The 20,941-nt window shown below is 71.7% G+C and carries 20 protein-coding genes; 8 read left to right on the top strand and 12 right to left on the bottom strand.

Annotated elements, in window-relative coordinates:
* Positions 1-151: 151 nt before the first annotated feature.
* Positions 152-562, bottom strand: coding sequence for a hypothetical protein (locus WBN91_RS32905; RefSeq protein ID WP_337728177.1), 411 nt, complete (start codon positions 560-562; stop codon positions 152-154).
* Positions 563-566: 4 nt separating this feature from the next.
* On the bottom strand, positions 567-2,177 hold the full coding sequence (locus tag WBN91_RS32900; RefSeq protein ID WP_337728178.1) for an ABC-F family ATP-binding cassette domain-containing protein: 1,611 nt from the start codon (positions 2,175-2,177) through the stop codon (positions 567-569).
* A gap of 103 nt (positions 2,178-2,280) precedes the next feature.
* Between WBN91_RS32900 and WBN91_RS32895 the strand changes: the two genes are divergently transcribed.
* Positions 2,281-2,904, top strand: coding sequence for a superoxide dismutase (locus tag WBN91_RS32895; protein WP_337728179.1), 624 nt, complete (start codon positions 2,281-2,283; stop codon positions 2,902-2,904).
* Positions 2,905-3,037: 133 nt separating this feature from the next.
* On the opposite strand, the gene WBN91_RS32890 is transcribed toward WBN91_RS32895, so the two are convergent.
* The 4 genes from WBN91_RS32890 to WBN91_RS32875 all read right to left on the bottom strand — a co-directional run bounded on the left by WBN91_RS32890 (position 3,038) and on the right by WBN91_RS32875 (position 8,301).
* On the bottom strand, positions 3,038-3,802 hold the full coding sequence (locus WBN91_RS32890; RefSeq protein WP_337728180.1) for an ABC transporter permease: 765 nt from the start codon (positions 3,800-3,802) through the stop codon (positions 3,038-3,040).
* 1,209 nt (positions 3,803-5,011) lie between these two features.
* Positions 5,012-6,259 carry an MFS transporter gene (locus tag WBN91_RS32885; RefSeq protein WP_443217840.1) on the bottom strand — a complete coding sequence of 416 codons (1,248 nt, stop codon included), beginning with the start codon at positions 6,257-6,259 and terminating at the stop codon, positions 5,012-5,014.
* A gap of 87 nt (positions 6,260-6,346) precedes the next feature.
* The gene (locus tag WBN91_RS32880) at positions 6,347-6,778 is read right to left on the bottom strand and encodes a MarR family winged helix-turn-helix transcriptional regulator (RefSeq protein ID WP_337728182.1); all 432 of its coding nucleotides are present in this window, start codon (positions 6,776-6,778) and stop codon (positions 6,347-6,349) included.
* Between the two features lie 50 nt (positions 6,779-6,828).
* Entirely contained in the window at positions 6,829-8,301 is a 1,473-nt protein-coding gene (locus WBN91_RS32875) for an NCS2 family permease (RefSeq protein WP_337728183.1), read from the bottom strand.
* A 74-nt stretch (positions 8,302-8,375) separates the two neighbouring features.
* On the opposite strand from WBN91_RS32875, the gene WBN91_RS32870 reads away from it, so the two are divergent.
* The gene (locus tag WBN91_RS32870; RefSeq protein ID WP_337728184.1) at positions 8,376-8,636 is read left to right on the top strand and encodes a DUF2530 domain-containing protein; all 261 of its coding nucleotides are present in this window, start codon (positions 8,376-8,378) and stop codon (positions 8,634-8,636) included.
* Positions 8,637-8,746: 110 nt separating this feature from the next.
* Here the strand turns inward: WBN91_RS32870 and WBN91_RS32865 are convergent, their stop codons facing one another.
* Positions 8,747-11,575 carry a sacsin N-terminal ATP-binding-like domain-containing protein gene (locus WBN91_RS32865; RefSeq protein WP_337728185.1) on the bottom strand — a complete coding sequence of 943 codons (2,829 nt, stop codon included), beginning with the start codon at positions 11,573-11,575 and terminating at the stop codon, positions 8,747-8,749.
* Entirely contained in the window at positions 11,572-12,561 is a 990-nt protein-coding gene (locus tag WBN91_RS32860; RefSeq protein WP_337728186.1) for a DUF3027 domain-containing protein, read from the bottom strand. The genes WBN91_RS32865 and WBN91_RS32860 overlap by 4 nt, the downstream gene beginning before the upstream one ends.
* Before the next feature lie 72 nt (positions 12,562-12,633).
* Here WBN91_RS32860 and WBN91_RS32855 point away from each other — a divergent pair, with 72 nt between their 5' ends.
* Positions 12,634-13,395 carry a glutaminyl-peptide cyclotransferase gene (locus WBN91_RS32855; protein WP_337728187.1) on the top strand — a complete coding sequence of 254 codons (762 nt, stop codon included), beginning with the start codon at positions 12,634-12,636 and terminating at the stop codon, positions 13,393-13,395.
* Here WBN91_RS32855 and WBN91_RS32850 read toward each other — a convergent pair.
* Entirely contained in the window at positions 13,382-13,843 is a 462-nt protein-coding gene (locus WBN91_RS32850) for an Lrp/AsnC family transcriptional regulator (RefSeq protein WP_337728188.1), read from the bottom strand. The two genes, WBN91_RS32855 and WBN91_RS32850, sit on opposite strands and share 14 nt — an antisense overlap.
* Positions 13,844-13,913: 70 nt before the next feature.
* On the opposite strand from WBN91_RS32850, the gene WBN91_RS32845 reads away from it, so the two are divergent.
* From WBN91_RS32845 to WBN91_RS32835, 3 genes are read left to right on the top strand one after another with little or no spacing between them, the layout of a single operon-like run.
* Entirely contained in the window at positions 13,914-14,816 is a 903-nt protein-coding gene (locus tag WBN91_RS32845) for a threonine ammonia-lyase (RefSeq protein WP_337728189.1), read from the top strand.
* Positions 14,817-14,849: 33 nt separating this feature from the next.
* Positions 14,850-16,475, top strand: coding sequence for an MFS transporter (locus WBN91_RS32840; protein ID WP_337728190.1), 1,626 nt, complete (start codon positions 14,850-14,852; stop codon positions 16,473-16,475).
* Between the two features lie 11 nt (positions 16,476-16,486).
* Complete coding sequence (locus tag WBN91_RS32835; protein ID WP_337728191.1) at positions 16,487-16,963, top strand: DUF2771 family protein; 477 nt, start codon at positions 16,487-16,489, stop codon at positions 16,961-16,963.
* Between the two features lie 94 nt (positions 16,964-17,057).
* Here WBN91_RS32835 and WBN91_RS32830 read toward each other — a convergent pair whose 3' ends face one another.
* The 3 genes from WBN91_RS32830 to moaA form a co-directional block, all read right to left on the bottom strand.
* Positions 17,058-17,711, bottom strand: coding sequence for a transglycosylase family protein (locus tag WBN91_RS32830; RefSeq protein ID WP_337728192.1), 654 nt, complete (start codon positions 17,709-17,711; stop codon positions 17,058-17,060).
* 383 nt (positions 17,712-18,094) lie between these two features.
* Positions 18,095-18,349 (bottom strand): MoaD/ThiS family protein, encoded by a 255-nt coding sequence (locus tag WBN91_RS32825; protein WP_337728193.1) that lies wholly within the window; start codon positions 18,347-18,349, stop codon positions 18,095-18,097.
* 1 nt (position 18,350) lies between these two features.
* Positions 18,351-19,409, bottom strand: coding sequence for a GTP 3',8-cyclase MoaA (gene moaA, locus WBN91_RS32820; RefSeq protein ID WP_337728194.1), 1,059 nt, complete (start codon positions 19,407-19,409; stop codon positions 18,351-18,353).
* A 116-nt stretch (positions 19,410-19,525) separates the two neighbouring features.
* Here moaA and WBN91_RS32815 point away from each other — a divergent pair, with 116 nt between their 5' ends.
* Both WBN91_RS32815 and WBN91_RS32810 read left to right on the top strand, forming a co-directional pair.
* Entirely contained in the window at positions 19,526-19,990 is a 465-nt protein-coding gene (locus tag WBN91_RS32815; protein ID WP_337728195.1) for a MarR family winged helix-turn-helix transcriptional regulator, read from the top strand.
* Positions 19,991-20,008: 18 nt separating this feature from the next.
* Complete coding sequence (locus WBN91_RS32810; protein ID WP_337728196.1) at positions 20,009-20,803, top strand: HAD-IIA family hydrolase; 795 nt, start codon at positions 20,009-20,011, stop codon at positions 20,801-20,803.
* Positions 20,804-20,941: the final 138 nt, after the last annotated feature.

Below are 20,941 nucleotides of genomic sequence, written 5' to 3'. Positions count from 1 at the left end.
TTCGGGCAGGCCATACGGGGATGACACAAGCAAGAAGCCCAGGCAGAGGTGTGCCGTGCGGCAGCTTCATGAAAAGCCTCGCGTGCGGCGGGTGGGTGGAGGCAGCCTCGTGCGGTGGGTGCGTGGCCGTGTCTTCTGGGGGCGTGCGGGGTTAGCGGCGGCGGCCGGCTTTGAGAGGGGCTACGTCGGCGCCGTCGTGGGAGCTGCGGCATTCGTCTGGGGTTACGGCCTCTACCGCGAGGGTCAGCATGCCCTTGACGCCGGTGTAGATGGACTCGCCCCTCGACGCCAGGGAGGTGTGCACTCGGTTCGAGTCGGAGAAGTCGCGTTCGTCCTTCGTGCGCTTCTTCCCCACCTCCTCCGGCTTGGTGGCGCTGCGGAGGTTGACCTCCAGCCACGCCGCTACCTCGGCGGGGGTCGTCAGGACCTCTTCCGGGGTGCGTTCCAGGCGGTCCTGGCGTGGGGAGGCGTGGTCGAGGGAGGTGTGTTCGACGTAGGCGTGCCAGTGGGTGTTGCGCATCGACCACGTCTGTTCGATCGGCCAGTCGTCCTCCGTGCCCATGTGCTCATCTTGCCAGGGTCCGCACATCGAGTGTGTGGTCCACCCCCACCGCGTCCGCCAGGCGTCGGTCGTGCGTGACCAGCAGCAGGGTGCCCTCGTAGGTGTCCAGGGCCTGTTCCAACTGCTCGATGGCCGGGACGTCGAGGTGGTTGGTCGGTTCGTCCAGCACCAGGCACGTGGTGCCCCTGGCCTGGAGGACGGCCAAGCCGGCCCTCGTGCGCTCGCCGGGGGACAGGGAACGTGCCGGGCGCAGGACCGCGTCGGCGCCTACCCGGAACTTGGCGAGGAGGGTGCGGACCTCGACCTCCGGTAGGCCGGTGGCTTCGGCCACGACCTCCAGTGGGGTGCGGTCGGTGGTGAAGGACTCGCGGACCTGGTCCACCTCGCCCACGACGACCGTCGCGCCCTGGCTGCGGTCTCCGCTGCGGAGTGGGAGTCGGCCCAGCAGGGCTGCCAGGAGGGTGCTCTTGCCGGAGCCGTTGGGGCCGGTGATGCGCCAGCGCTCCCCCGCGCCGATGGTGAGGTCGATCGGGCCCAGGGTGACCTCGCCGCGCTCGACCACGGCGTCGCGGAGGGTGAAGGCGATCTGGCTGCCCCTACCCGCCGACGGGAGGGTCAGGCGCAGTTCCCACGGCTCGCGGGGTTCCTCGACCTCCCCCAAGCGGGCCAGGGCACGGTCCACAGTGGACGCTTTGGCGGCCGTGTTCTCCGCGCCCTGCTTGCGGTGGGCCTTGATGTTCTTGTCGGGCTCGTCGGACTTCGCGTTGCGGCGCACGCCCGCGCGGGACCACTCGCGGACCTCGCGGGAGCGTTGGACGAGGGCGTCGCGCTTGGCCGCGTACGTCTCGTACTCCTCGCGGGCGCGGCGCCTGGCCGTGGCCTGTTCCGCCTCGTAGGCGTCCCAGCCGCCGCCGAAGACCGTGAGGCGGTGCGTGAACTCGTCCAACTCGGCGACGTGGGTGGTGGTCCGGGCGAGGAACTCGCGGTCGTGGCTGACCAGGACCATGCCCGCCGGGCTGGCCAGGACGTGGGACTCCAGCAGGTCCAGGCCCGCCGCGTCGAGGTCGTTGGTCGGCTCGTCGAGCAGCAGGAAGTCCGCGCGCGCCAGCAGCACCGACGCCAGCCGCAGCCGGGCCGACTGGCCGCCGGAGAGGGTCCGGTGCTCGTCGAGCAGGTCGGCGGGCAGGCCGAGCCGGTCGCACACCTCGTCCGCGCGGTCGTCGAAGTCGGCCGCGCCGATGGCGGTCCACGCGTCGAACGCCCGCGCGTACTCGTCGTCCGCGCCCGGTCCGCCCTCGGCCAGCGCATGTGTCGCGGCCTCGAACCGGTGCACGGCCTCGGCGACGCCGGTGCGGCGGGCGAGGTGTGCGCGCAGGGACTCGCCGGGCCGGACGGTCGTCTCCTGGGTCAGGAACGCGACGCTCCCGCTCGCTGTGACGGACCCCTCGTCCGGCTTCAGCTCCCCGGCGAGCACGCGCAGCAGGGTGGACTTGCCGACGCCGTTGGGCGCGCTCAGTCCTACGCGGTGACCGGGGTGGACATCGAGAGCTACCTCCTGGAGCACGGTCCGGGGACCGAACGACAGCGTGACGTTCCGGGCTGCCAGTACGGACACGCCCCCGATCGTCGCAGGATCCCCGGTGATCAGCACCTCAGTTTCCGACCACCCTAGTTGCCAGTAGATTGCAACTACCAGAAGGTTGCAACGAGGGGATGTCATGGCGAAGTACGTCCTGCCCGACCTGGACTACGACTACGGCGACCTGGAGCCGGCGATCATCGGGGAGATCAACGAGCTGCACCACTCCAAGCACCACCTCGCCTACGTGAAGGGCGCGAACGACACGCTGGAGCAGATCGACGAGGCCCGCGACAAGGGCACCTTCGGCTCGATCGTCGGCCTGGAGACCACGCTCGCGTTCCACCTCGCCGGGCACGCGCTGCACCAGGTCTGGTGGAAGAACCTGTCCCCCAACGGCGGCGACAAGCCGACCGGGGAGCTGGCGGCGGCGATCGACGAGCACTTCGGGTCGTTCGACGGGCTGCGCGCCCAGCTGACGGCGGCGTCGTCGTCGATCCAGGGGTCGGGCTGGGGCATCCTCGCGTGGGAGCCGGTCGGGCAGCGGCTGATCACCCAGCAGCTCAAGGACCACCACTCCAACCTGTCGATCGCCACCACGCCGCTGCTGGTCTTCGACATCTGGGAGCACGCGTACTACCTCCAGTACCGGAACCTGAAGGCGGACTACATCTCCGCGCTGTGGAACGTCGTGAACTGGGACGACGTGAACGCCCGCTTCGAGGCCGCGCGCGCCGGCAAGAACGGCTTGCAGCTGCCCTGAGCCCCCGGCGGCGGATGCTCCGACAAGCCCACCGCCGGACACGACGAGGCCCCGCTCCCCGGCGGTACGACCGGGAGGCGGGGCCTCGTCTGTTCCCGAACTGACTGCCGCTCCCACCACGAAGCGACGAGACTTAGGTTAGCCTAACTTCGCCTTGAGGGGAAGTCCGTCGCACGAACCCTCGCGCCACCAGCTCCACGACGACGGCAATCGCCGCCGCCTCCACCGCGAGCAGCCCCACCAGCACGACCAGCTGCAACGCCCCGGCCTGCCACACCGGCGCACCGCCCAGCAACATCCCCACGAAAGCACCCGGAAGTGTGACCAGCCCCACCGTCCGGGTCTGGTCCAACGCGGGCAACAACGCCTCCCCGGCCGGCCCACGCACCAACTCCCGCACCGCCACCGCCTCGGTGAACCCGAGGGCGAGAGCGGCCTCGAACTCCCCGTGCCGGTCCCGCAGGGTGTCCAGCGCCCGCCGCACGGACAACGTCGTCGCCGTCATCGCGCCACCGATGAGGATGCCGCCCACCGGCACCAGCGCGATCCCCTCCACCGGCACCAACCCGCTCACCACCATCGCGCCGATCGCCGGCACCGTCCCGGCCAGGACCGCCACCCCGACCCACACCCCGCGCCACCCGGTCTTCGTCCGCGCCGCCGACGTCCCGGTCGCCACCGCGGCCATCACCACCAGGAACCCGAAGGTCAACGGCAACGACGCCAACACCCCGGTGACCACCGCCGACACGACGGCGAGCTGCACAGCCGCGCGGGCGGCGGCCGTGACCACCGGCCGGGGCGAGGCCAGCCGAGCCCACCACAACACCGCACCGGCCGCCCCGGTGAAGAACACGCAGATGACGAGCAGCCGCACCCAGTCCGTCGCGATGACCACGGGGTGATCTCACCCGATAATCCGACCGTCGGCACGCAGCGGGAGGTGTGGGGATGGGCGACCGGTCGAAGTCCGCGTTACGCCTGGCGGTCATCGCCTTGGGTCTGGCCAGCTGGTACCTGGCCCGCCGACCTCCCACCCCGCCTCACGAACAGCCGCCCGCGGTCCCGCACCCGGAACCGCCCGCCGAGCCACCGGCCGGAGGCCGCACCGACTTCGTCCGCCGCTGGGTCCGACCGCTGTCCGTGCTCGCGGTGGTCCTCATCGCGACCTCCGTGCTGCTGTGGCCGGAGGGGTTCACCTGGCAACGGCCCGAGGCGCCGCGGGGCGGGCTGATGATCCTGGTGGACGACGACCGGGATGCGCTGGTCCAGTCGGTTCCAGTGGAGGTGGCGGTCACCGTCGACATGTGGAACACGGGTTTTGCCGGGTTGAGCGCCCTGTCCGTCGACTTGACGACCACCGCGCCCACGGTCGACCTGCACTGGTTCGTGGTGGTGTCCGGGCAGTACGCGGTACCTCCTGATGCCGACCTCAACGCCTTCTGCATGACGCCATCTGCTCGGCGTGTGGGCGACGTGGTGAAGTGCGGCGACGACGCCTTCTGGGGCACCGGTGTCGAGTACCGCGTCGGCGGCCGGATCGGAGCGGTCAACGGCGACGGGGTCCACCAGATCTGGGACCACGCCGCTTACGACGACGGATCCGCAACCACCATCACCGGTCGGAGCGTGGCCAACGGCGGGGAGAACCGGCTCCGGGTGCAAATCCCCATCGCCACGCCCGAACCCGCCCGGATCGGCGCCTCGGTCCACTACTCGTACGCACCGGTTGCCGGTGGTGCGGGCAGTCCCACGGCCAACCCCGTGGTGGTGCGGCAGCTGACGAACGACGATCGGCCGCGTTTCGCGCCCTTCGCCGACCTCGTGTCCGGCCAACCCCTCGACCACCCGAAGATCACGACGTTCACCTTCACGCCACCCCGACCGGACGGACCGTGGCAACTCCAGTGGGCGTCACCCGCTCCCGACCGGCCCGACCGGCTCACCTGGACGGAACCCGGCGGGCTCGGGCGGCTGTCGTACCAGGTCGTCGACCCGTTCACCCAGAACTCCCTGTCCCAGCGGGCGTTCCTGGCCGGTGTCGCGATCTCCTTGGCTTCGGCGGCCCTCCTGCTGCTGGTCGAGCAGTACCTGGCCCACCGCGGGCTCAGACGCGGGAGCGCCGCCGCAGGCCGAGTCGGTAGGTCGGCAGGGTCAGGCCGCCGCGCCGCGCCAGCACGAACCCGCCCACCAAGGCCGCCACGATGGACACCACGCCGCCGACCACCAGGGGCGCGCGGGGGGTGAAGTGTTCGGCCAGCCAGCCCATCACCGGGCCGCCGATGGGGTTGCCGCCGAGGAAGACCAGCATGTACAGGCCCATCACGCGGCCCCGCATGGCCGGGCTCACGGCCAGTTGGACGGTGGCGTTCGCGGTGGTCGTGAAGGTCATCATCGCGATGCCCACCGGGATCAGCAGGGCGCCGGTCAGCCACAGCGACGGCATCAGGCCCGCGGTGATCTCCAGCGCGCCGAACGCCAGTGCGCCGATGATCAACAGGCGCAGCCGGGGCTTGCCGCGGGCGCTCCGGCGGGCCGCCAGGGTTGCGCCGGCCAGGGTGCCGACCGCCAGCAAGGTCGAGAGCAGGCCGTAGGCGTCGGCGTCGCCGCCGAAGGTGTTGCGGGCCAGCACCGCCAGGGTCACGTAGAAGTTCAGCCCGAACGTGCTGATGAAGAACACCAGAACCAGCAGGATCACCAGGTCCGCGCGCTTGCGCACGTACCGCAGCCCCTCGCGCAGCTGGCCCTTCTCGCGCGGCACGGGGTCGCCGCGGTGCAGCTCCGCCGGGCGCATGAGCAGCAGGCCGCCGATGACGCCGACGAAGGTCATGGCGTTGAGCAGGAACACCCAACCGGTGCCGACGAAGATGATCAAGCCGCCCGCGATGGCCGGGCCGACCATGCGAGCCAGGTTGAACGTCATCGAGTTCAGCGCGACGGCGTTGGTCAGCTGGTCACGGCCCACCATCTCGACCACGAACGACTGCCGCACGGGCGTCTCCACCGCCGCCACCGCGCCCAGCAGGAAGCACAGCAGGTAGACGTGCCACAACTCGGCCACGCCCAGCACGTCCAGCAGGCCCAGGGTCAGGGCGCACAGCCCGAGCCCGGTCTCCAGGATCAGCAGCAGCCGCCGCTTGTCCATCCGGTCGGCGAGCACGCCCGCCCACAGTGACAGGAACAGGGTGGGCGCGAACTGCAACGCCGCCGCGATCCCCAGTGCGACCGGGGAGCCGTTGGACAGCTCCAGGACCAGCCAGTCCTGGGCGACGCGCTGCATCCACACGCCGACCAGCGACACGACCTGCCCGGACGCGTAGAGCCGGTAGTTGCGCACGCGCAGCGAACCGAACATGCGCGGCTTCGGCGCCGGCGGCGGGGGTAGCGCTGTCCCTCGATCGACCCGATCGGACTCGTGACCACCCGCGTACGCCGGCACCCGTTACTGCCCCGCCATCCTGTCGATTATCTCGGCGGCGCGCGACAGCACCGCCCGGTCCTCGGGTGTCAGCTCCGCCAGCCGCTTGTCCAGCCACGCCTCGCGCGCGGACACCTCTTCGTCTATGTAGGCCAGCCCGGCCTCGGTCAGCTCCACGATGGCCTGCCGGCCGTCCGTGGGGTGCGGGCGGCGCGTGGCGAAGCCGAACTCCTCCAGCGCCGCGATCACCCGCGTCATCGACGGCGGCTGGACGCCTTCCTTGGCGGCCAGCTCGCCCGGCGTCAGCGGCCCGCACTTGTGCAGCGTGGACAGCGCGGACACCTGGGTGAGCGAGATCGCGGAGTTGACCCGTTGCGCGCGGAGCCGTCGGGTCAGCCGGACCACGGCCAGCCGCAACCGGCTCGCCAGTCCCCGTTCCGCGTCGCTCTCCGCCACGTAGTTAGCATACCTCACGATCTCGCCCACCGTCGTGTGAACCTGCCCGCTCAGTTACCGAGAGCAGCTTGGATGGGGCCGATGGCGAAGTAGACGACGAACGCCGCGGCCACCACCCACATCAGCGGGTGCACGCTGCGCGCCCGCCCGGTCAACGCCCGCAGCACCACGTAGCTGATGAAGCCCGCGCCGATGCCGTTGGCGATCGAGTACGTGAACGGCATGACCACGATCGTGAGGAACGCGGGCAGCGCCACCGAGAAGTCGCCGAAGTCGATCTCCTTGACCTGCACGATCATCAGCGCACCGACGATGACCAGCGCGGGCGCCGCCGCCTCGACCGGCACGATCGAGTACAGCGGGGTCAGGAACATCGCCACGAGGAACAGCAGGCCGGTGACGACGTTGGCCAACCCCGTCCGCGCGCCCTCGGCGATACCGGCCGCCGACTCGATGTAGACGGTGTTGGACGAGCTGGACGCCGCCCCACCCGCGACCGCGCCCACGCCGTCGACGAACAGCGCCTTGCTCACGCCCGGCAGCTGACCGTCCTTGCCGATCAACCCGCCCTCCTTGCCCAGGCCGGTCATCGTGCCGACGGTGTCGAAGAAGTCCGTCAGCACCAGCGTGAACACCAGCAGCGCGGCGGTCAGCGCGGGCACCCGGGTCCACGCGCCGAACGACACGTCACCCAGCAGCGCGAGGTCCGGCAGGCCGAACACCTGCTCGGGCAGCGCCGGGTAACCCAGGTTCCACCCGGCCGGGTTGGTCCCCTTGGACGGCCCGGCCTTGGTGATGGCCTCCACCACGATCGCGACCACCGTCGTGGCCAGCACGCCGATCAGGATCGCGCCCTTGACCTTGCGCGCGACCAGGATGCCGGTCAGCACCAGCCCCACCACGAACACGAACGTCGGCCAGGACGCGATCGACCCGCCGATGCCCAGTCCGACCGGGACGGTCGTGCCCGCCGCGTCCGGCAGCCGCCGCACGAACCCGGCGTCCACCAGCCCGATGAAGCAGATGAACAGGCCGATGCCGACCGCGATCGCCGCCTTGAGCTCCGGCGGCACCGCGTTGAACACCGCCGTCCGCACCCCGGTGACCACGAGCAGCAACACCACCAGCCCGTTCACCACGACCAGCCCCATCGCCTCGGGCCAGGTCATCTGCGGCACGATCGAGACGGCCACGAACGAGTTGATGCCCAACCCGGTCGCCAGCGCGAACGGGTAGTTGGCCACGAGTCCGAACAGGATGGTCATCACGCCGGCGACCAGCGCCGTGACCGCGGCGACCTGCGACACCGGCAGGATCGCACCCAGCACGTCCTTCTTGGCCGACGGGTCGTCCGCGGCGAAGCTGCCCAGGATCAACGGGTTCAGCACGACGATGTAGGCCATCGTCACGAACGTGACCAGCCCACCGCGCACCTCCCGCCCCACCGTCGAGCCGCGCTCGGAGATCTTGAAGAAGCCGTCCAGCCCCTTCCTGGACACCTCACCGCCGGTCTTCGCGGCCATGTCGCCTCCCACTGGGGTCGTTTAGGTGCGCAGAGCGTGCCGCACCGGTGTTTCCGGCAGGTAGCCTGCCTGACGTGGCCGAACAGACCCAATCGCCGCCCGCCCCACCGCCCCTGCCGGCGCGGCTGACCGACCCGGTCCCCGCGATCGCCGCCGGCACGACGCTGTGGTTCCTCGCCTTCGTGGCGATCCTGCTGTTCGCCCGAGACCAGACCACCCTCCTGTGGACCTGCGCGGCAGGCTGCGGTTTGGGCTTCATCGGCTACGGCATCTTCCGATGGCAACGATCAGCCGCCCGAAAGGGTTCGCGAACAGCACAACAGGGCCTCGACTAACCACCACCCACACACCTGGGCTTTCACGAAGCTGCCGCCCGGCACACCCCTGCCTGGGCTTTTGCCTTTTCTAAGGCGACTGAGTGCGGTGGTGGTCGAGGGTTGGACGATCAGCCCAAAAGCACAGTCGGCGTCGGGTCGGCGATAAGGGCTGCAAATGTGTGTCGGTCCGCCCATCGCCCGGTAGCCCAAGCCAGCGCACGCGCCAAACCCTCCGGGGTGTCAGCGGCGTGCGGGACGTCGTCCTCCACCCACCACGACACCTCGTGCGACTCGCCCTCAAAGACCACGTGCAGTTCGTCGTGGACGATCACCGGGCTGGTCGGCAGTTCCACTCCGAGCAAGTCACACGCCAAGCGGACCGCGCCCAACTCCGCCCACACGACCTCGTCGCCCGCAGTCTCGATCTCTCCAGTGACCTCTTCGGACGCCAGCGGCAAGGCCAGCAGTTCCGCCAACGCCTCCGCGTGCCCCTCGGCGGCCAGGACCTGGTTGCCCGGGAGCACGCCCAGCAGCCACGGCAGGTCCAGCACCACCACGTCATCCGCCGCCACGGCCTCGCCGGTCAGGACGCGCACCCGGTCCGGGGGCTCGACGGACACCGAGTCCGCGACCTCCGCCAGTGCCGCGTGGACCTTCAGCACCAGGGCGTCGGCCAGCTTGCGGGACGGGTCACCCAAGCGGGTCAGCAAGTCGGTGACGTCGTCCTCGTCGAGCACGGTCAGGGCAGTGCGCACGCCAGCCGCCGCGAGCACGTGCGGGGGCACGTCAACGTTCGGGACGACGTCGTACAGGCCGTCCAAGCCCTCCGCGTCGGGAAGGCGCCACGTGCCCAGCGGGCGTCCATCAAGGGTCGCGTACCGGGCCAGCCACCAGCCGGTGTAGCCGTCCGGTTCGGTCACCGCGCGCCACGCGATCGGGTCGGCGGCCATCAGGCGCAGGGCGTCCGGCCACTTGTCGCGGGCCACCAGGTCCAGGTCGCGGATGCCGAGGACACGGGTCGGCGGCTCGTCCGCGCCGTCCCACCAGTAGCCCTCGTCGGCCAGGTCGTGGTCGGGTTCGGTGGGTGAGGTGTCGTCCACGACGGTGAAGCCGTCGATCACGCCGACGCCCGTCCACACCTCGCGCGGCCACTCGGCGGCGAGGTCCGCGTCCAGGACGCCGATCGGCGCGTCGGACTCCAGCACGGACAGCAGTGGCGAGTCGGGGAGCGCCAGTTCGTCGGCACGGCGCCAGTCGCCGTGGTCGTCGGGCAGGGCCAGTTCGCCCAGCCACGGACGGCCGCCGGCGCGCGCCACCAGGGACAACACGGTCTTGACCAGGTCCGGGCCGTCCATCGCGGGGTCGTCCAGGCTGTGCTTGACGGCCTCGCGCAGGGCGTCGGAGTCCAGCAGCTCGCCGGGGCCGGCCTCCAGCGCGCCCAGGCGCAGCAGCAGCGGGTGCGCGGCCTCCGGGTGCACGATCCGCAGGCCGGACACGTCGAAGGACACGTCCGCGGGCAGCACGTAGACCCCGCGCGGCGAGCTGACCAGCCGGCCGTCGGCCAGCGGCACGGGCAGGCTGCCCATCTCCTCGCGCGCGGTCGAGTCGACGTCGGCCAGCGGGGTCAGGGCGTCGTAGACCTCGTGCCACCAGCCGGGGTCGCCGCCGACACCGGCCAGCGCCGCGACCACCTCGGCGACCGGCATGCGCGGCACGCCCAGCGCCGCCAACGCCTTCGCGTGCTCGGGCAGGGTCAGTTCGGCGTCCAGCAGGCCGGGGACGACCTCCTCCAGCAACTCCACCAGCAGCTCCGAGGGCGCGTCGAGCACCTTCGCGGTCTCCGGCGCGGTCCACTCGCCGGACGCCAGCGGCAGCCAGGACGCCTTGCGCAGCTCGGACAGCACGCTCTCGCGGAGGGTGCCGTCCACTTCGGACAGTGGGAAGCCGGGCAGCGGCACCAGGGACGTGCGGTCGATCGCGGGCAGGGCCAGGACGAGGTCCGGGTACGCCCGCGCCGCCTCGTCGAGGACGTACCGGGCGGCCGGGCCGACCATCACCCGCCGCCGGGACGGTTCCACCGGCAGCGACGCGATCAGCCGCGCCGGCAGCGACATCTTCTCGTCGGTCGGGGTCGGGGCGTGCAGGACGTCGCCGTCCAGCGGCTCGTCCATCGGCCACGCCCAGCAGGCGGTCCAGTGCGGGCGGGCCTCGACGCCCTGCACCAGGTGCGCGGGCAGCTCGCCGCCGACCCGGTGCACGCGCCACCGCTGCTCGCCGGCCGGTCCGTGCAGCACGACCACGCCGTCGTCCTCGGTGCGCTCCCACGCCTGGTCGCCGACCTCGACCCGGCGGAGGCCGGGCAGCGCCAGCAGCAGGTCCGGGACCTGGTCGGCGAACTCGGCGAGCAGGCGCGAACCGTCCACCTTCAGCGGCAGGCGGACCTCGGTGTCGAAGCCGGCCGGCAGGTCGGCCTCGTCGGTCGGCCAGACCAGGCGCAGGACGGGCACGTCACCGCCGCGCGCCTCCGCCAGCTCCGGGACGGCCTGGCGGGTGCGGGCGGCGGAGAACAGCACACCGCCGGAGGTCGAGATCACGCGCGGGGCGTCGGTCACGGCCAGGACGGCGGCGAAACCCACGCCGAACTGGCCCACCGTGTCGGCGGACTTCGCCGAGGCGCGCAGGGAGGCGAGGGCGGCGACGCCCTCGGCCGTCAGCGGGGCACCCGTGTTGGCCGCGCGCAGCTCACCGTCCACAATGGACAGGCGGAAGGTGCCGGGCGTGCCGCGGGCGGCGTCGGCGGCGTTCTGGGCGAGCTCGACCAGCAGGCGGTCGCGGTAGCCGCCCAGGCGCAGGTCCTCCTCGGCGTTGGCGTCCTCGCGGAACCGGGTGGGCGAGCCGCGCCAGGCGGCGAGCACCGAGTCCCGCAGCGCCTCGGTGCCGAACGGGTCCCGGCTCACCGCCCGGACTCGTCCGCCGACTCGGCGGCGGGCTCGACGGCGGGTTCGGTGGCCGACTCAGCGGCCGACTCGGCGACAACGGCCGGCGCGGCTTCGGCAGCAGGCTCGGCTTCGGCGGCGGCTGGCGCGGCGTCGGCGGTCGCCTCGGCGGCGGGGGTCTCGGCAGCGGCGGCAGGCGCGGACTCCGCTTCGGCCGGAGCGGCTTCGGTGGTGATCTCGTTGACCTCGACGTCGAGGATGGCGTCGTCGTAGACCACGTCGGCCACCGGGACCGCCGGGCCGCCCTCCACCTCGACCTCCGAGTGCGCGCCGCAGCCGTACTCGACGTGCACCACGTGCCCGTCGGCCGGCGTCAGTTCGTTCGCGCACACCCCGAAGGCCGCGCCCAGCGAACCCGCCACCCGGACGTAGAAACCGCAGGTCCCACAGGTCGCGGGCGCGCTGCGGGCCATGTCGCTGCGGGGGCCGAAGTCGCCGCCGTGCCAGCGGGACGCCGCGTCCAGGACACCCTCGCGGGACAGCACGCGCACCCGGCCCAGGCCGACCTCCAGCGCGACCTCCTCGACCGCCGGGTCGTCGGAGCCCACGTAGCCGGGCACCAGGCGCGGGTCGTCCTCGCGCGGCGGGAGCAGGTCGCCCACGCCCAGGTCGCCGGCGCGGACGCGTTCGTTCCACGGCACCCAGTCGGGCGCGACCAGCGCGTCGTCGCCGGGCAGCAGCACCACCTCGGACACCGAGACGGGCGTGCCGGGGCCGGCGAACGCGACGGTCACCGCCCAGTTCCACCCCCGGTAGCCGGCGTGGGCGGCCTCGAACAGGTGGGTCACCGACGCCTCGTCCTCGGCGAGCACGCCCACGTGCGCGCCGACGGGTTCCGCACCCGCTTCCTCCTGCGCGGCGGCGCGGGCGGTCGACACCGCCGCGGCGTCGACGAGCGCCGGGTCGGCGAGCACTGGATCGGGCTGCTGGGTCGGCGTGGCGGTCACAGGTGAATTGTGCCGCACGTCTTCGCAGGCTCGTGCACACGTGCCACCCTTTCGGACGTGCGGTGGCTCCCGATGGCAGTGGTTCTCGTCATGTCCGCGGCGTGCACGTCCACGCCGACCCCGCCTGAGCAGCCCACCCAGCAGCGGAGACCCTCGGTCGAGGTGCTCGGCACCCTCCCGCACGACCCGGAGGCGTTCACCCAGGGCTTGGAGCTGGTCGACGGCGTCCTCTACGAGGGCACGGGCCTGGAGGGGCAGTCGAGCCTGCGCCGCATCGACCCGGCCACCGGAGACGTCGAGCAGCGCGTGGACCTGCCCGCGGACTTCTTCGGCGAGGGCGTGACCGTGGTCGGCGACCGCGTCTGGCAGCTCACCTGGCGCAACGGCGTCGCCATCCAACGGGACAAGAACACACTCCAAGAGGTGAAACGCGCCACGTACGACGGCGAGGGCTGGGGGCTGTGCCGCGACGGCGACCGGCTGGTGATGAGCGACGGCACCGAGGAGCTGCGGTTCCGCGACCCGGAGACGTTCGCCGAGACGGGCCGGGTGACGGTCAAGCGCAACGGCATCCCGCTGGTCCGGATCAACGAGCTGGAGTGCGTCGGCGGCGCGGTGTGGGCGAACCTGTGGCAGCTCGACGAGATCGTGAAGATCGACCCGGGGTCCGGTGACGTGCTCGCCACCGTCGACCTCAGCTCCGTGCGCCCGGCGGACGTGCCCGAGTCCAACGTCCTCAACGGCATCGCGGCCGTGCCCGGCAGCACCGACGAGTTCCTGGTCACCGGCAAGAACTGGCCGACGATCTTCCGGATCAAGATCAAGGAAGGGTGACGGCCAGGCCGGTCTTCACCGCGTCGAACACCGGCATGGTCTCGTAGCGCTTGACGTTGTCGTCCCGCTGGAACAGCTCGTCGCCGACCTCGCGGCAGCGCGCCATGTCGGTGACCGACAGCACCACCAGGTAGTCCCACCGGCCGGCCAGCTCGTAGCACTGCTGCACCTCGGGCGTGGCGCGCATCCGCTCGGCGAAGGCCCGGTGGTGCGCGTGGGACTCCCGTTCCAGCACCACCAGCACGACGGCGAGCAGCCCGCCCACCCGCGTGCCGTCCAGCACCGCCACCTCGCGGGTCAGCAGGCCCGACGCCCGGTGCCGGGTGATCCGCCGCTGCACCGCGCTCGGGGACAGGCCGACCAGCTCACCCAGCTCGTGCAGGGTGCGGCCGGAGTCCTGCTGGAGCTGCGCCAGCAGCCGGCGGTCCACGTCGTCCAGGGCTTCCACGCAAAGATCTTGCGTCGCGGCGCGGAAACTTTCAATCGCCACCACGGGTGGGCGACCTAGCGTTCCCGGAGTGGACATCGAGCTGGACAACATCGCCCGCGCCGCCGCGACCATCGACCCCGTCTTCCGCGACACCCCGCAGTACGTGGACGAGCAGCTGTGCGCCGCCCTGGGCCGCCGCGTGCTGGTGAAGGTGGAGACCGCCAACCCGCTGCGCAGCTTCAAGGGCCGGGGAGCGGACTTCCTGGCCTCGACGCTGCCCGTCGGACAGCCGGTGGTGTGCGCGTCGGCGGGCAACTTCGGCCAGGCCCTCGCCTACGCCGGGCGCAACCACGGTTTCCCGGTGGAGGTGTTCGTGTCGGACCGGGCCGTGCCGGACAAGGTGCGCCGGATGCGGGTGCTGGGCGCGGTCGTCCACGAGGTCCCGGGCGACTTCACCGGGGCGAAGGCCGTCGCGCGGGCGCACGCCGAGGAGACCGGCGCGGTGTTCGTCGAGGACGGTCGGGAGCCGGCGGTGTGCGAGGGCGCGGGCACGATCGCGGTCGAGCTGCTGCGGGCCGGGGTGTCGCTGGACAGCGTGGTGGTGCCGCTCGGTGATGGCGCGCTGATCACCGGCATGGCGCGGTGGCTCAAGCACCACTCGCCGCACACGCGGGTCGTCGGGGTGTGCGCGGCCGGCGCGCCCGCTCTGGCGCACGCGTGGGCCGGGCGGGCGTGGGACGGTCCGGTCGAGACGATCGCCGACGGCATCGCCGTGCGGGTGCCGGTGCCCGAGTCGGTGACCCGGGTGAGGGAACTTGTGGACGACGTGGTGCTGGTGTCCGACGACGCCATCCGGGAGGCGGCCGACCTGGCGCTGCGGACGCTCGGGCTGGTGCTGGAGCCGGCGGGGGCGGCGGGGCTGGCCGGGCTGGTGGCGCACGACCTGCCGGGGGAGACCACCGCCACCGTGCTCACCGGGAGCAATGTGTGAGACAGCCCGGTGCCGGTGAGGCAGGATTGGGGTGTGACACCCCCACGGCCGGACGAACAGCCGCGGCGGTACCCGTGGGAGGACGACGAGTACAAGCCGCGAACCCGGCCGTACCCGACGCCGGGCGTGCCCCCGGAGCCCGGCTACGCGCCGCGTGACCAGGGCACGCCCCGGGATCCGCGGGAGCCGCGTGGGCAGTACGAACCGCGTGGCCAGTACGAGGCGCGTGGGCAGTACGAGGCGCGGGATCCCCAGGGCGATCGGGGCTATCCGCCGAGGGGTGGCCGTCCGCCCCAGCCGGAGGAGCCCACCGCGCCCAGCCTGCCGAAGAAGCTGACCGTCACCCGGGTCGCGTGGTTCCGGACGAAGCAGCTCAGCTCGCAGGCGGTGCGGGCGTTCCGGCGGGCTGCGCACGCGGACGGGGCCAAGCAGTCCGGGCTGTCGTCGCTGACCTACGCGGTGATGCTGAACTACGCCGCCGACGCGGCGATGGCCGTGGCGCTGGCCAACACCTTGTTCTTCTCCGCCGCCACCGGCGAGAGCCGGGGCAAGGTCGCCCTGTACCTGCTGATCACGGTGGCACCGTTCGCCGTGGTGGCCCCGGTGATCGGCCCGGTGCTGGACCGCATCCAGCACGGCCGCCGGGTCGCGCTGGCCCTGTCGTGCGTGCTGCGGGTGTTCCTGTCCATCGTCATGGCGATGAACTTCGACAACTGGGGCCTGTACCCGGCGGCGCTGGGCAGCATGGTCCTGTCGAAGTCCTTCACCGTGCTGAAGGCCGCCATCACACCCCGAGTGCTGCCGCGCGAGATCACGCTGTCCAAGACCAACGCGCGGATGACCGTGTTCGGCCTGGCGGCGGGTGGTGTGTTCGGCGCGGTCGCGGCCGGGTTCGCGAACCTGTTCGGCTCGCCGGGCGCGCTGTGGTTCACCGCCGTGCTGTGCCTGGTCAACGGGTGGCTGTGCCTGCGCATCCCCGCGTGGGTGGAGGTGACCGAGGGCGAGGTGCCGACGTCCCTGCGGGCCAGGCCGCACAAGCCCCGGCAGACCCTGGGCCGGACGGTCGTCGTGGCGCTGTGGGGCAACGGCTCGATCCGCATGCTGACCGGGTTCCTGATGTTGTTCTCGGCGTTCGTGGTGCGGGCGCAGACCGAGGGCGAGCCGTTCCGGCAGGTCCTGCTGCTCGGTGTGATCGCGGGCGCGGCGGGCATCGGCAGCTTCCTGGGCAACGCGGTCGGCGCGCGCCTGCACTTCGGCGCACCGGACCAGGTCGTCATCGGCTGCGTGATCGGCGCGCTGCTGTCCACGGTCGTGGCGGCGATCCTGCCGGGCCTGATCACGGCGGCCGTGGTGGGCCTGGTCGGCGCGACGGCGAGTTCGCTGGCGAAGGTCTCGCTGGACGCGGTGATCCAGGACGACCTGCCGGAGGAGTCGCGGGCGTCGGCGTTCGGGCGGTCGGAGACGATCCTCCAGCTCGGGTGGGTGTTCGGCGGCGCGCTGGGCGTGCTGCTGCCGACCGAGTACTGGATCGGGTTCACGGTCCTGGCGGGCCTGCTGTCGATCGGGCTGGCGCAGACCATCGCGACCCGGCGGGGCAGCACGCTCGTGCCGGGCCTGGGCGGCGACCGCCCCATCCGACCCACCGCCGTGACCCCGTAGGCTCGCTTGCCGTGCGTCGAGTGCTGCCGGTTGTGCCGCTGCTGCTGGTCGTCGCGGGCTGTGCCGCCCCGACGGACCCCGAGGTGACCTTCTACGCCGACGGCAAGACCGTCGTCGTCAAGCCCACCCAGTACTGCGACTTGCAGTCGGTGGAGTGCGAGGCGGACCCGGAGGCGGTGGGCGTGCTGCGCGTGCGACCCGGTCGACCGGTGCAGATCTCCGTGCCTGGTGAGTTGGCGAACTCGGCGTGGTCGGTGAAGTTCACCTACCGGAACGCGGCGGGCCAGCCGCAGGAACCGTTGCGCAGCAAGCTCTTCACGGAACGGGAGCCGCGGTACGCCTACACGCTGGAGCTGCCGAATCCGGATGACCAGCTGGAGAGCGTCGAGGTGCAGCAGTACGGCGCTCGCATCGAGACCAGCACCACCGGCGCTTTCGACTTCGTCGCTCGCGGCACTTGGGTTTTGTCGGTGGACGACCGCCGCTAGCTCTTCCGGCTTGGGAACGAACAAGGACCCCTGCCGTCGGGGGAGGTCGGCAGGGGTCCCTGGTCTTGGGTGGGTCGGGCTGGCCGACCCGAGATCACTTGGTCGCGATCTTGTGACCCGGCAGGATCAGGTCCGGGTTCGGGATGAACTGCTTGTTCAGCTCGGCCAGCTTCGCCCAGCCGCCCTCGACCTTCAGCTCGTCCGCGATCTTGGACAGGCTGTCGCCCGCCTTGACCTCGTAGTCGCCGTTCGGGTTGGAGGTCGGCAGGGCCACCGTCACCGGGGCGGCCTGCTGCTGGACCGGCGCGGCCTGCTGCTGGACCGGGGCCGCCTGGCGCGGCTGGGCCGGGGCCGGGGCCGTGCGCTTCGGGGCCGGGGCGGAACCGCCGCCGAGACCCTTCGGGCCGCAGACCGGCCACGCGTTGATGCCCTGGGTGGCCAGGACGTTCTCGGCCACGCGGATCTGCTCCTCGCGGGACGCCTCGTGGGGCATCCCGGCGCCGCCGTTGGCGCGCCACGTGCTGGGCAGGAACTGCAACCCGCCGTAGTAGCCGTTGCCGGTGTTGATGCTCCAGTCACCGCCACTCTCGCACTGCGCGACCACGTCCCAGTTGACGCTCTGCGCGTTCGCGGTGCCGGCGGCCAGGCTCAGCGGGGCGCCGACGAGGACGCCTGCGACGGCGACCTTCGCGGCGGTGCGAACGGCGGTGCTGGTGGTCGGGCGGTGCTTGCCTCGGTACGAAGCCATGTGCCTCTCTGCCCACCCACACCTGCTCGACCGGCCGGGGTTCGGGTTCCCCACGTGGCCGATCGCCTCCCCGTCCGGCGGATTTCTCTCGCTCGGGGTTGGTGCCGGGAGCCGTCGGACGGGGTTCGGTGTGCGGCGTCCCGGGTGGTGCTCGTGGTTGGTCGGGGCCAACCAACGAGCGACCGTACGTAACCGCCGGCGCGCTGCCAAACGATCTCCGACGTGATCCACATCACTGTAACGAACGCGAGTGATCCGTCGACCCGGTCATCGCCGCAGGTCAGGGCGTCGTTATCGTCCCGTTTCCAATCCGAGATCCGTCGAGATCGATCACCCAGGGTGAGTCGTGGCTCACGTCGTTCCGCCGCCCGAATGACGCAGCGTCAGCCCCCCGCGAAGGGCGGCAGGACGTCCAGGAGCGCCCCGGGGGACACCGGTGTCGAACGGTCGCGCACGGCCACGCCGTCGAGCAGGAAGCTGCACGCCGCCAGCACGCGCCCCAGCCGCTCGCCGTGCTTCGCCTCGACCGCCGCCAGCGCCGCCGCCACCGTCGCGCCGCCGGGCAGCGCCACGCTCTCGTCCGGCACGCCCGCGGCGGCCCGCGCCCCCGCGAAGTACCGGACCGTCAGCTCGACCAACTCACCCTCCGATAGCGCTCATGGGCCGGTCCGGCTGGTGGAACCCGGCGTCGTTGATGCCGTGCCCGGCCGCCTTCGCCCACGAGTTCGCCCGCCACCGGTCCGCGATCTCCTCGTCGGACGCGCCGCCGCGCAGCAGCGCCCGCAGGTCCGTCTCCGACTGGCTGAACAGGCAGTTGCGCACCTGGCCGTCCGCGGTCAGCCGGGTCCGGTCGCACGCCGCGCAGAACGGCCTGGTCACCGACGCGATGACGCCGACGACCGCCGGTCCGCCGTCCACCAGCCACCGCTCCGCCGGCGCGCCACCCCGCTCGCCCGGCTCGGGCGTGAGGGTGAACGCCGTGCGCAGCGCCGCCAGGATCTCCTCGGCGGTCACCATGTCGTCCCGGTTCCAGCCGTGCTGGGGGTCCAGGGGCATCTGCTCGATGAACCGGAGCTGGTACCCGTGCTCCAGGCAGTACCGCAGCAGCGGCACGGCCTCGTCCTCGTTCACCCCGCGCATCAGGACCGCGTTGACCTTCACCGGCGCCAGACCGGCGTCCCTCGCGGCGGCGAGCCCCGCGAACACGTCGGACAGGCGGTCGCGGCGGGTCAGCTCGCGGAACCGGACCGGGTCGAGGGTGTCCAGCGAGACGTTCACCCGGTCCAGGCCGGCGGCGACCAGGTCGTCCGCCCGGCGGGCCAGGCTGATGCCGTTGGTGGTCATGGAGATCTTGGGGCGTGGCGCCAGTGCCGCCGTGGCCGCGATGACCCGTTCGAGGTTGGGTCGCAGGAGCGGCTCGCCGCCGGTGAACCGGATGTTGACCACACCCAGCCGGGTCACCGCGATGCCGATCAGCCGCACCAGCTCGTCGTCGGTCAGCAACTCCTGCTTGGGCAGCCAGTCCAGGCCCTCGGCGGGCATGCAGTAGGTGCAGCGCAGGTTGCAGCGGTCGGTCAGCGACACGCGCAGGTCCGTCGCGACCCGCCCGAACCGGTCGACCAGCAGCGGGGAATCGGGTCGGCCGGCGGCCTCGGGGGTGCCGCGCACGATGGGTAGTCCCAGCTCGACAGCTGTCACCCCTACCAGGGTAATGGGATGGCCCTTGTGGGTACCGCTACAAATGCGCCACAGCACAGTCGGCCGGCTTGGAGGACCATCCCAACCCGGGTCGGTCGACGGCTAAATTGCTTGACATGACGAGCGAGCAGGACGTGCCCGCGGACGTGCTGGAGCGGTTCGCCGGGTACGCGCGGGAGTCCAGCGCGCTCACCATCCTGTTCCACACGCGGGTGGCGGAGCGGATGGGCCTGTCGCCGACCGACGAGAAGTGCCTGGACCTGGCCATGCGCGCCGAGGGACCGGTCACCGCGGGCCGCATCGCCGAGCTGTCCGGCCTGTCCACGGGCGCGGTCACCGGCGTCATCGACCGGCTGGAGAAGGCGGGCTACGTGCGCCGCGTCCGCGACCCGCACGACCGGCGGAAGGTGCTGGTCGAGGTCACCGTCGAGAAGGCGGGGCGGTACGAGCACCTGTTCGAGGGTGCCCGCGGGACGTTGCGGGAGGTCCTCGCCCAGTTCACACCCGCCGAGCGCGAGGTGCTGGATCGGTACAACCGAGTGCTGATCGAAACGTTCCGCAGGCGCGTGGTCGACGCCTGAGCCGGCAGCATGGCCCGCATGGCCGAGCAGTGGAACTACCTGATGGACATGGACGGCGTGCTCGTGCACGAGGAGCACCCGATCCCCGGTTCGAGCGAGTTCGTGGCGGAGCTGACCGCCAACGGCATCCCGTTCCTCGTGCTCACGAACAACTCCATCTACACACCGCGCGACCTCAGGGCCAGGCTCTCCCGCACCGGCCTGGAGGTGCCGGAAACCGCGATCTGGACCTCGGCACTGGCCACCGCCCGCTTCCTGGACTCCCAGCGCCCCGGCGGATCGGCCTTCGTCATCGGCGAGGCGGGCCTGACCACGGCCCTGCACGAGATCGGCTACGTCCTGACCGACCGCGACCCGGACTACGTGGTCCTGGGCGAAACCCGCACCTACAGCTTCACCGCCATCACCAAGGCCATCCGGTTGGTGGAGGAGGGGGCGAAGTTCATCGCGACGAACCCCGATGCGACCGGGCCTTCTCGGGAGGGTTCGCTGCCTGCCACCGGCTCTATCGCCGCGCTGATCGAGCGGGCTACCGGGCGCGAGCCGTATTACGTGGGGAAGCCGAATCCGCTGATGATGCGGTCTGCCTTGAGGGCGTTGGGTGCGCACTCGGCGAACACGTTGATGATCGGCGATCGGATGGATACCGACGTGCGGTCGGGGTTGGAGGCTGGGTTGCGGACGATCCTGGTGTTGACGGGGATCTCGGCGGACTCGACGGCGGAGTTGTACCCGTATCGGCCGACTCGGGTGGTGAAGTCGATCGCGGACTTGGTCGGCCACTCCGCCAACCCGTTCCCGGACGGCGAATAACAGCCGACCCCAGACGACAACGGAAGCCCTTTCCGCGCGCAGCGCGGTTCCACGCGCGCGAAGCGCGCGGTAGGTGTTACCTACAAGTGGAGGGCCTCGGTTCCCCCACCGTATGGCCTGCCCGAAGGGCAACCACGC

The organism is Saccharothrix sp. CCNWYY140 (genome assembly GCF_037401995.1).
Lineage (GTDB): Bacteria > Actinomycetota > Actinomycetes > Mycobacteriales > Pseudonocardiaceae > Actinosynnema.
The sequence above is the reverse complement of the archived record's forward strand: the minus strand, read 5'-3'. Positions and strand labels throughout refer to the sequence as shown.

Coding starts and splice junctions, on each gene's coding strand:
- WBN91_RS32905 (WP_337728177.1), bottom strand. CDS start 562: ATGGGCACGGAGGACGACTGGCCGATCGAACAGACGTGGTCGATGCGC.
- WBN91_RS32895 (WP_337728179.1), top strand. CDS start 2,281: ATGGCGAAGTACGTCCTGCCCGACCTGGACTACGACTACGGCGACCTG.
- WBN91_RS32885 (WP_443217840.1), bottom strand. CDS start 6,259: ATGTTCGGTTCGCTGCGCGTGCGCAACTACCGGCTCTACGCGTCCGGG.
- WBN91_RS32875 (WP_337728183.1), bottom strand. CDS start 8,301: ATGGCCGCGAAGACCGGCGGTGAGGTGTCCAGGAAGGGGCTGGACGGC.
- WBN91_RS32855 (WP_337728187.1), top strand. CDS start 12,634: ATGGCAGTGGTTCTCGTCATGTCCGCGGCGTGCACGTCCACGCCGACC.
- WBN91_RS32830 (WP_337728192.1), bottom strand. CDS start 17,711: ATGGCTTCGTACCGAGGCAAGCACCGCCCGACCACCAGCACCGCCGTT.
- WBN91_RS32815 (WP_337728195.1), top strand. CDS start 19,526: ATGACGAGCGAGCAGGACGTGCCCGCGGACGTGCTGGAGCGGTTCGCC.
- WBN91_RS32810 (WP_337728196.1), top strand. CDS start 20,009: ATGGCCGAGCAGTGGAACTACCTGATGGACATGGACGGCGTGCTCGTG.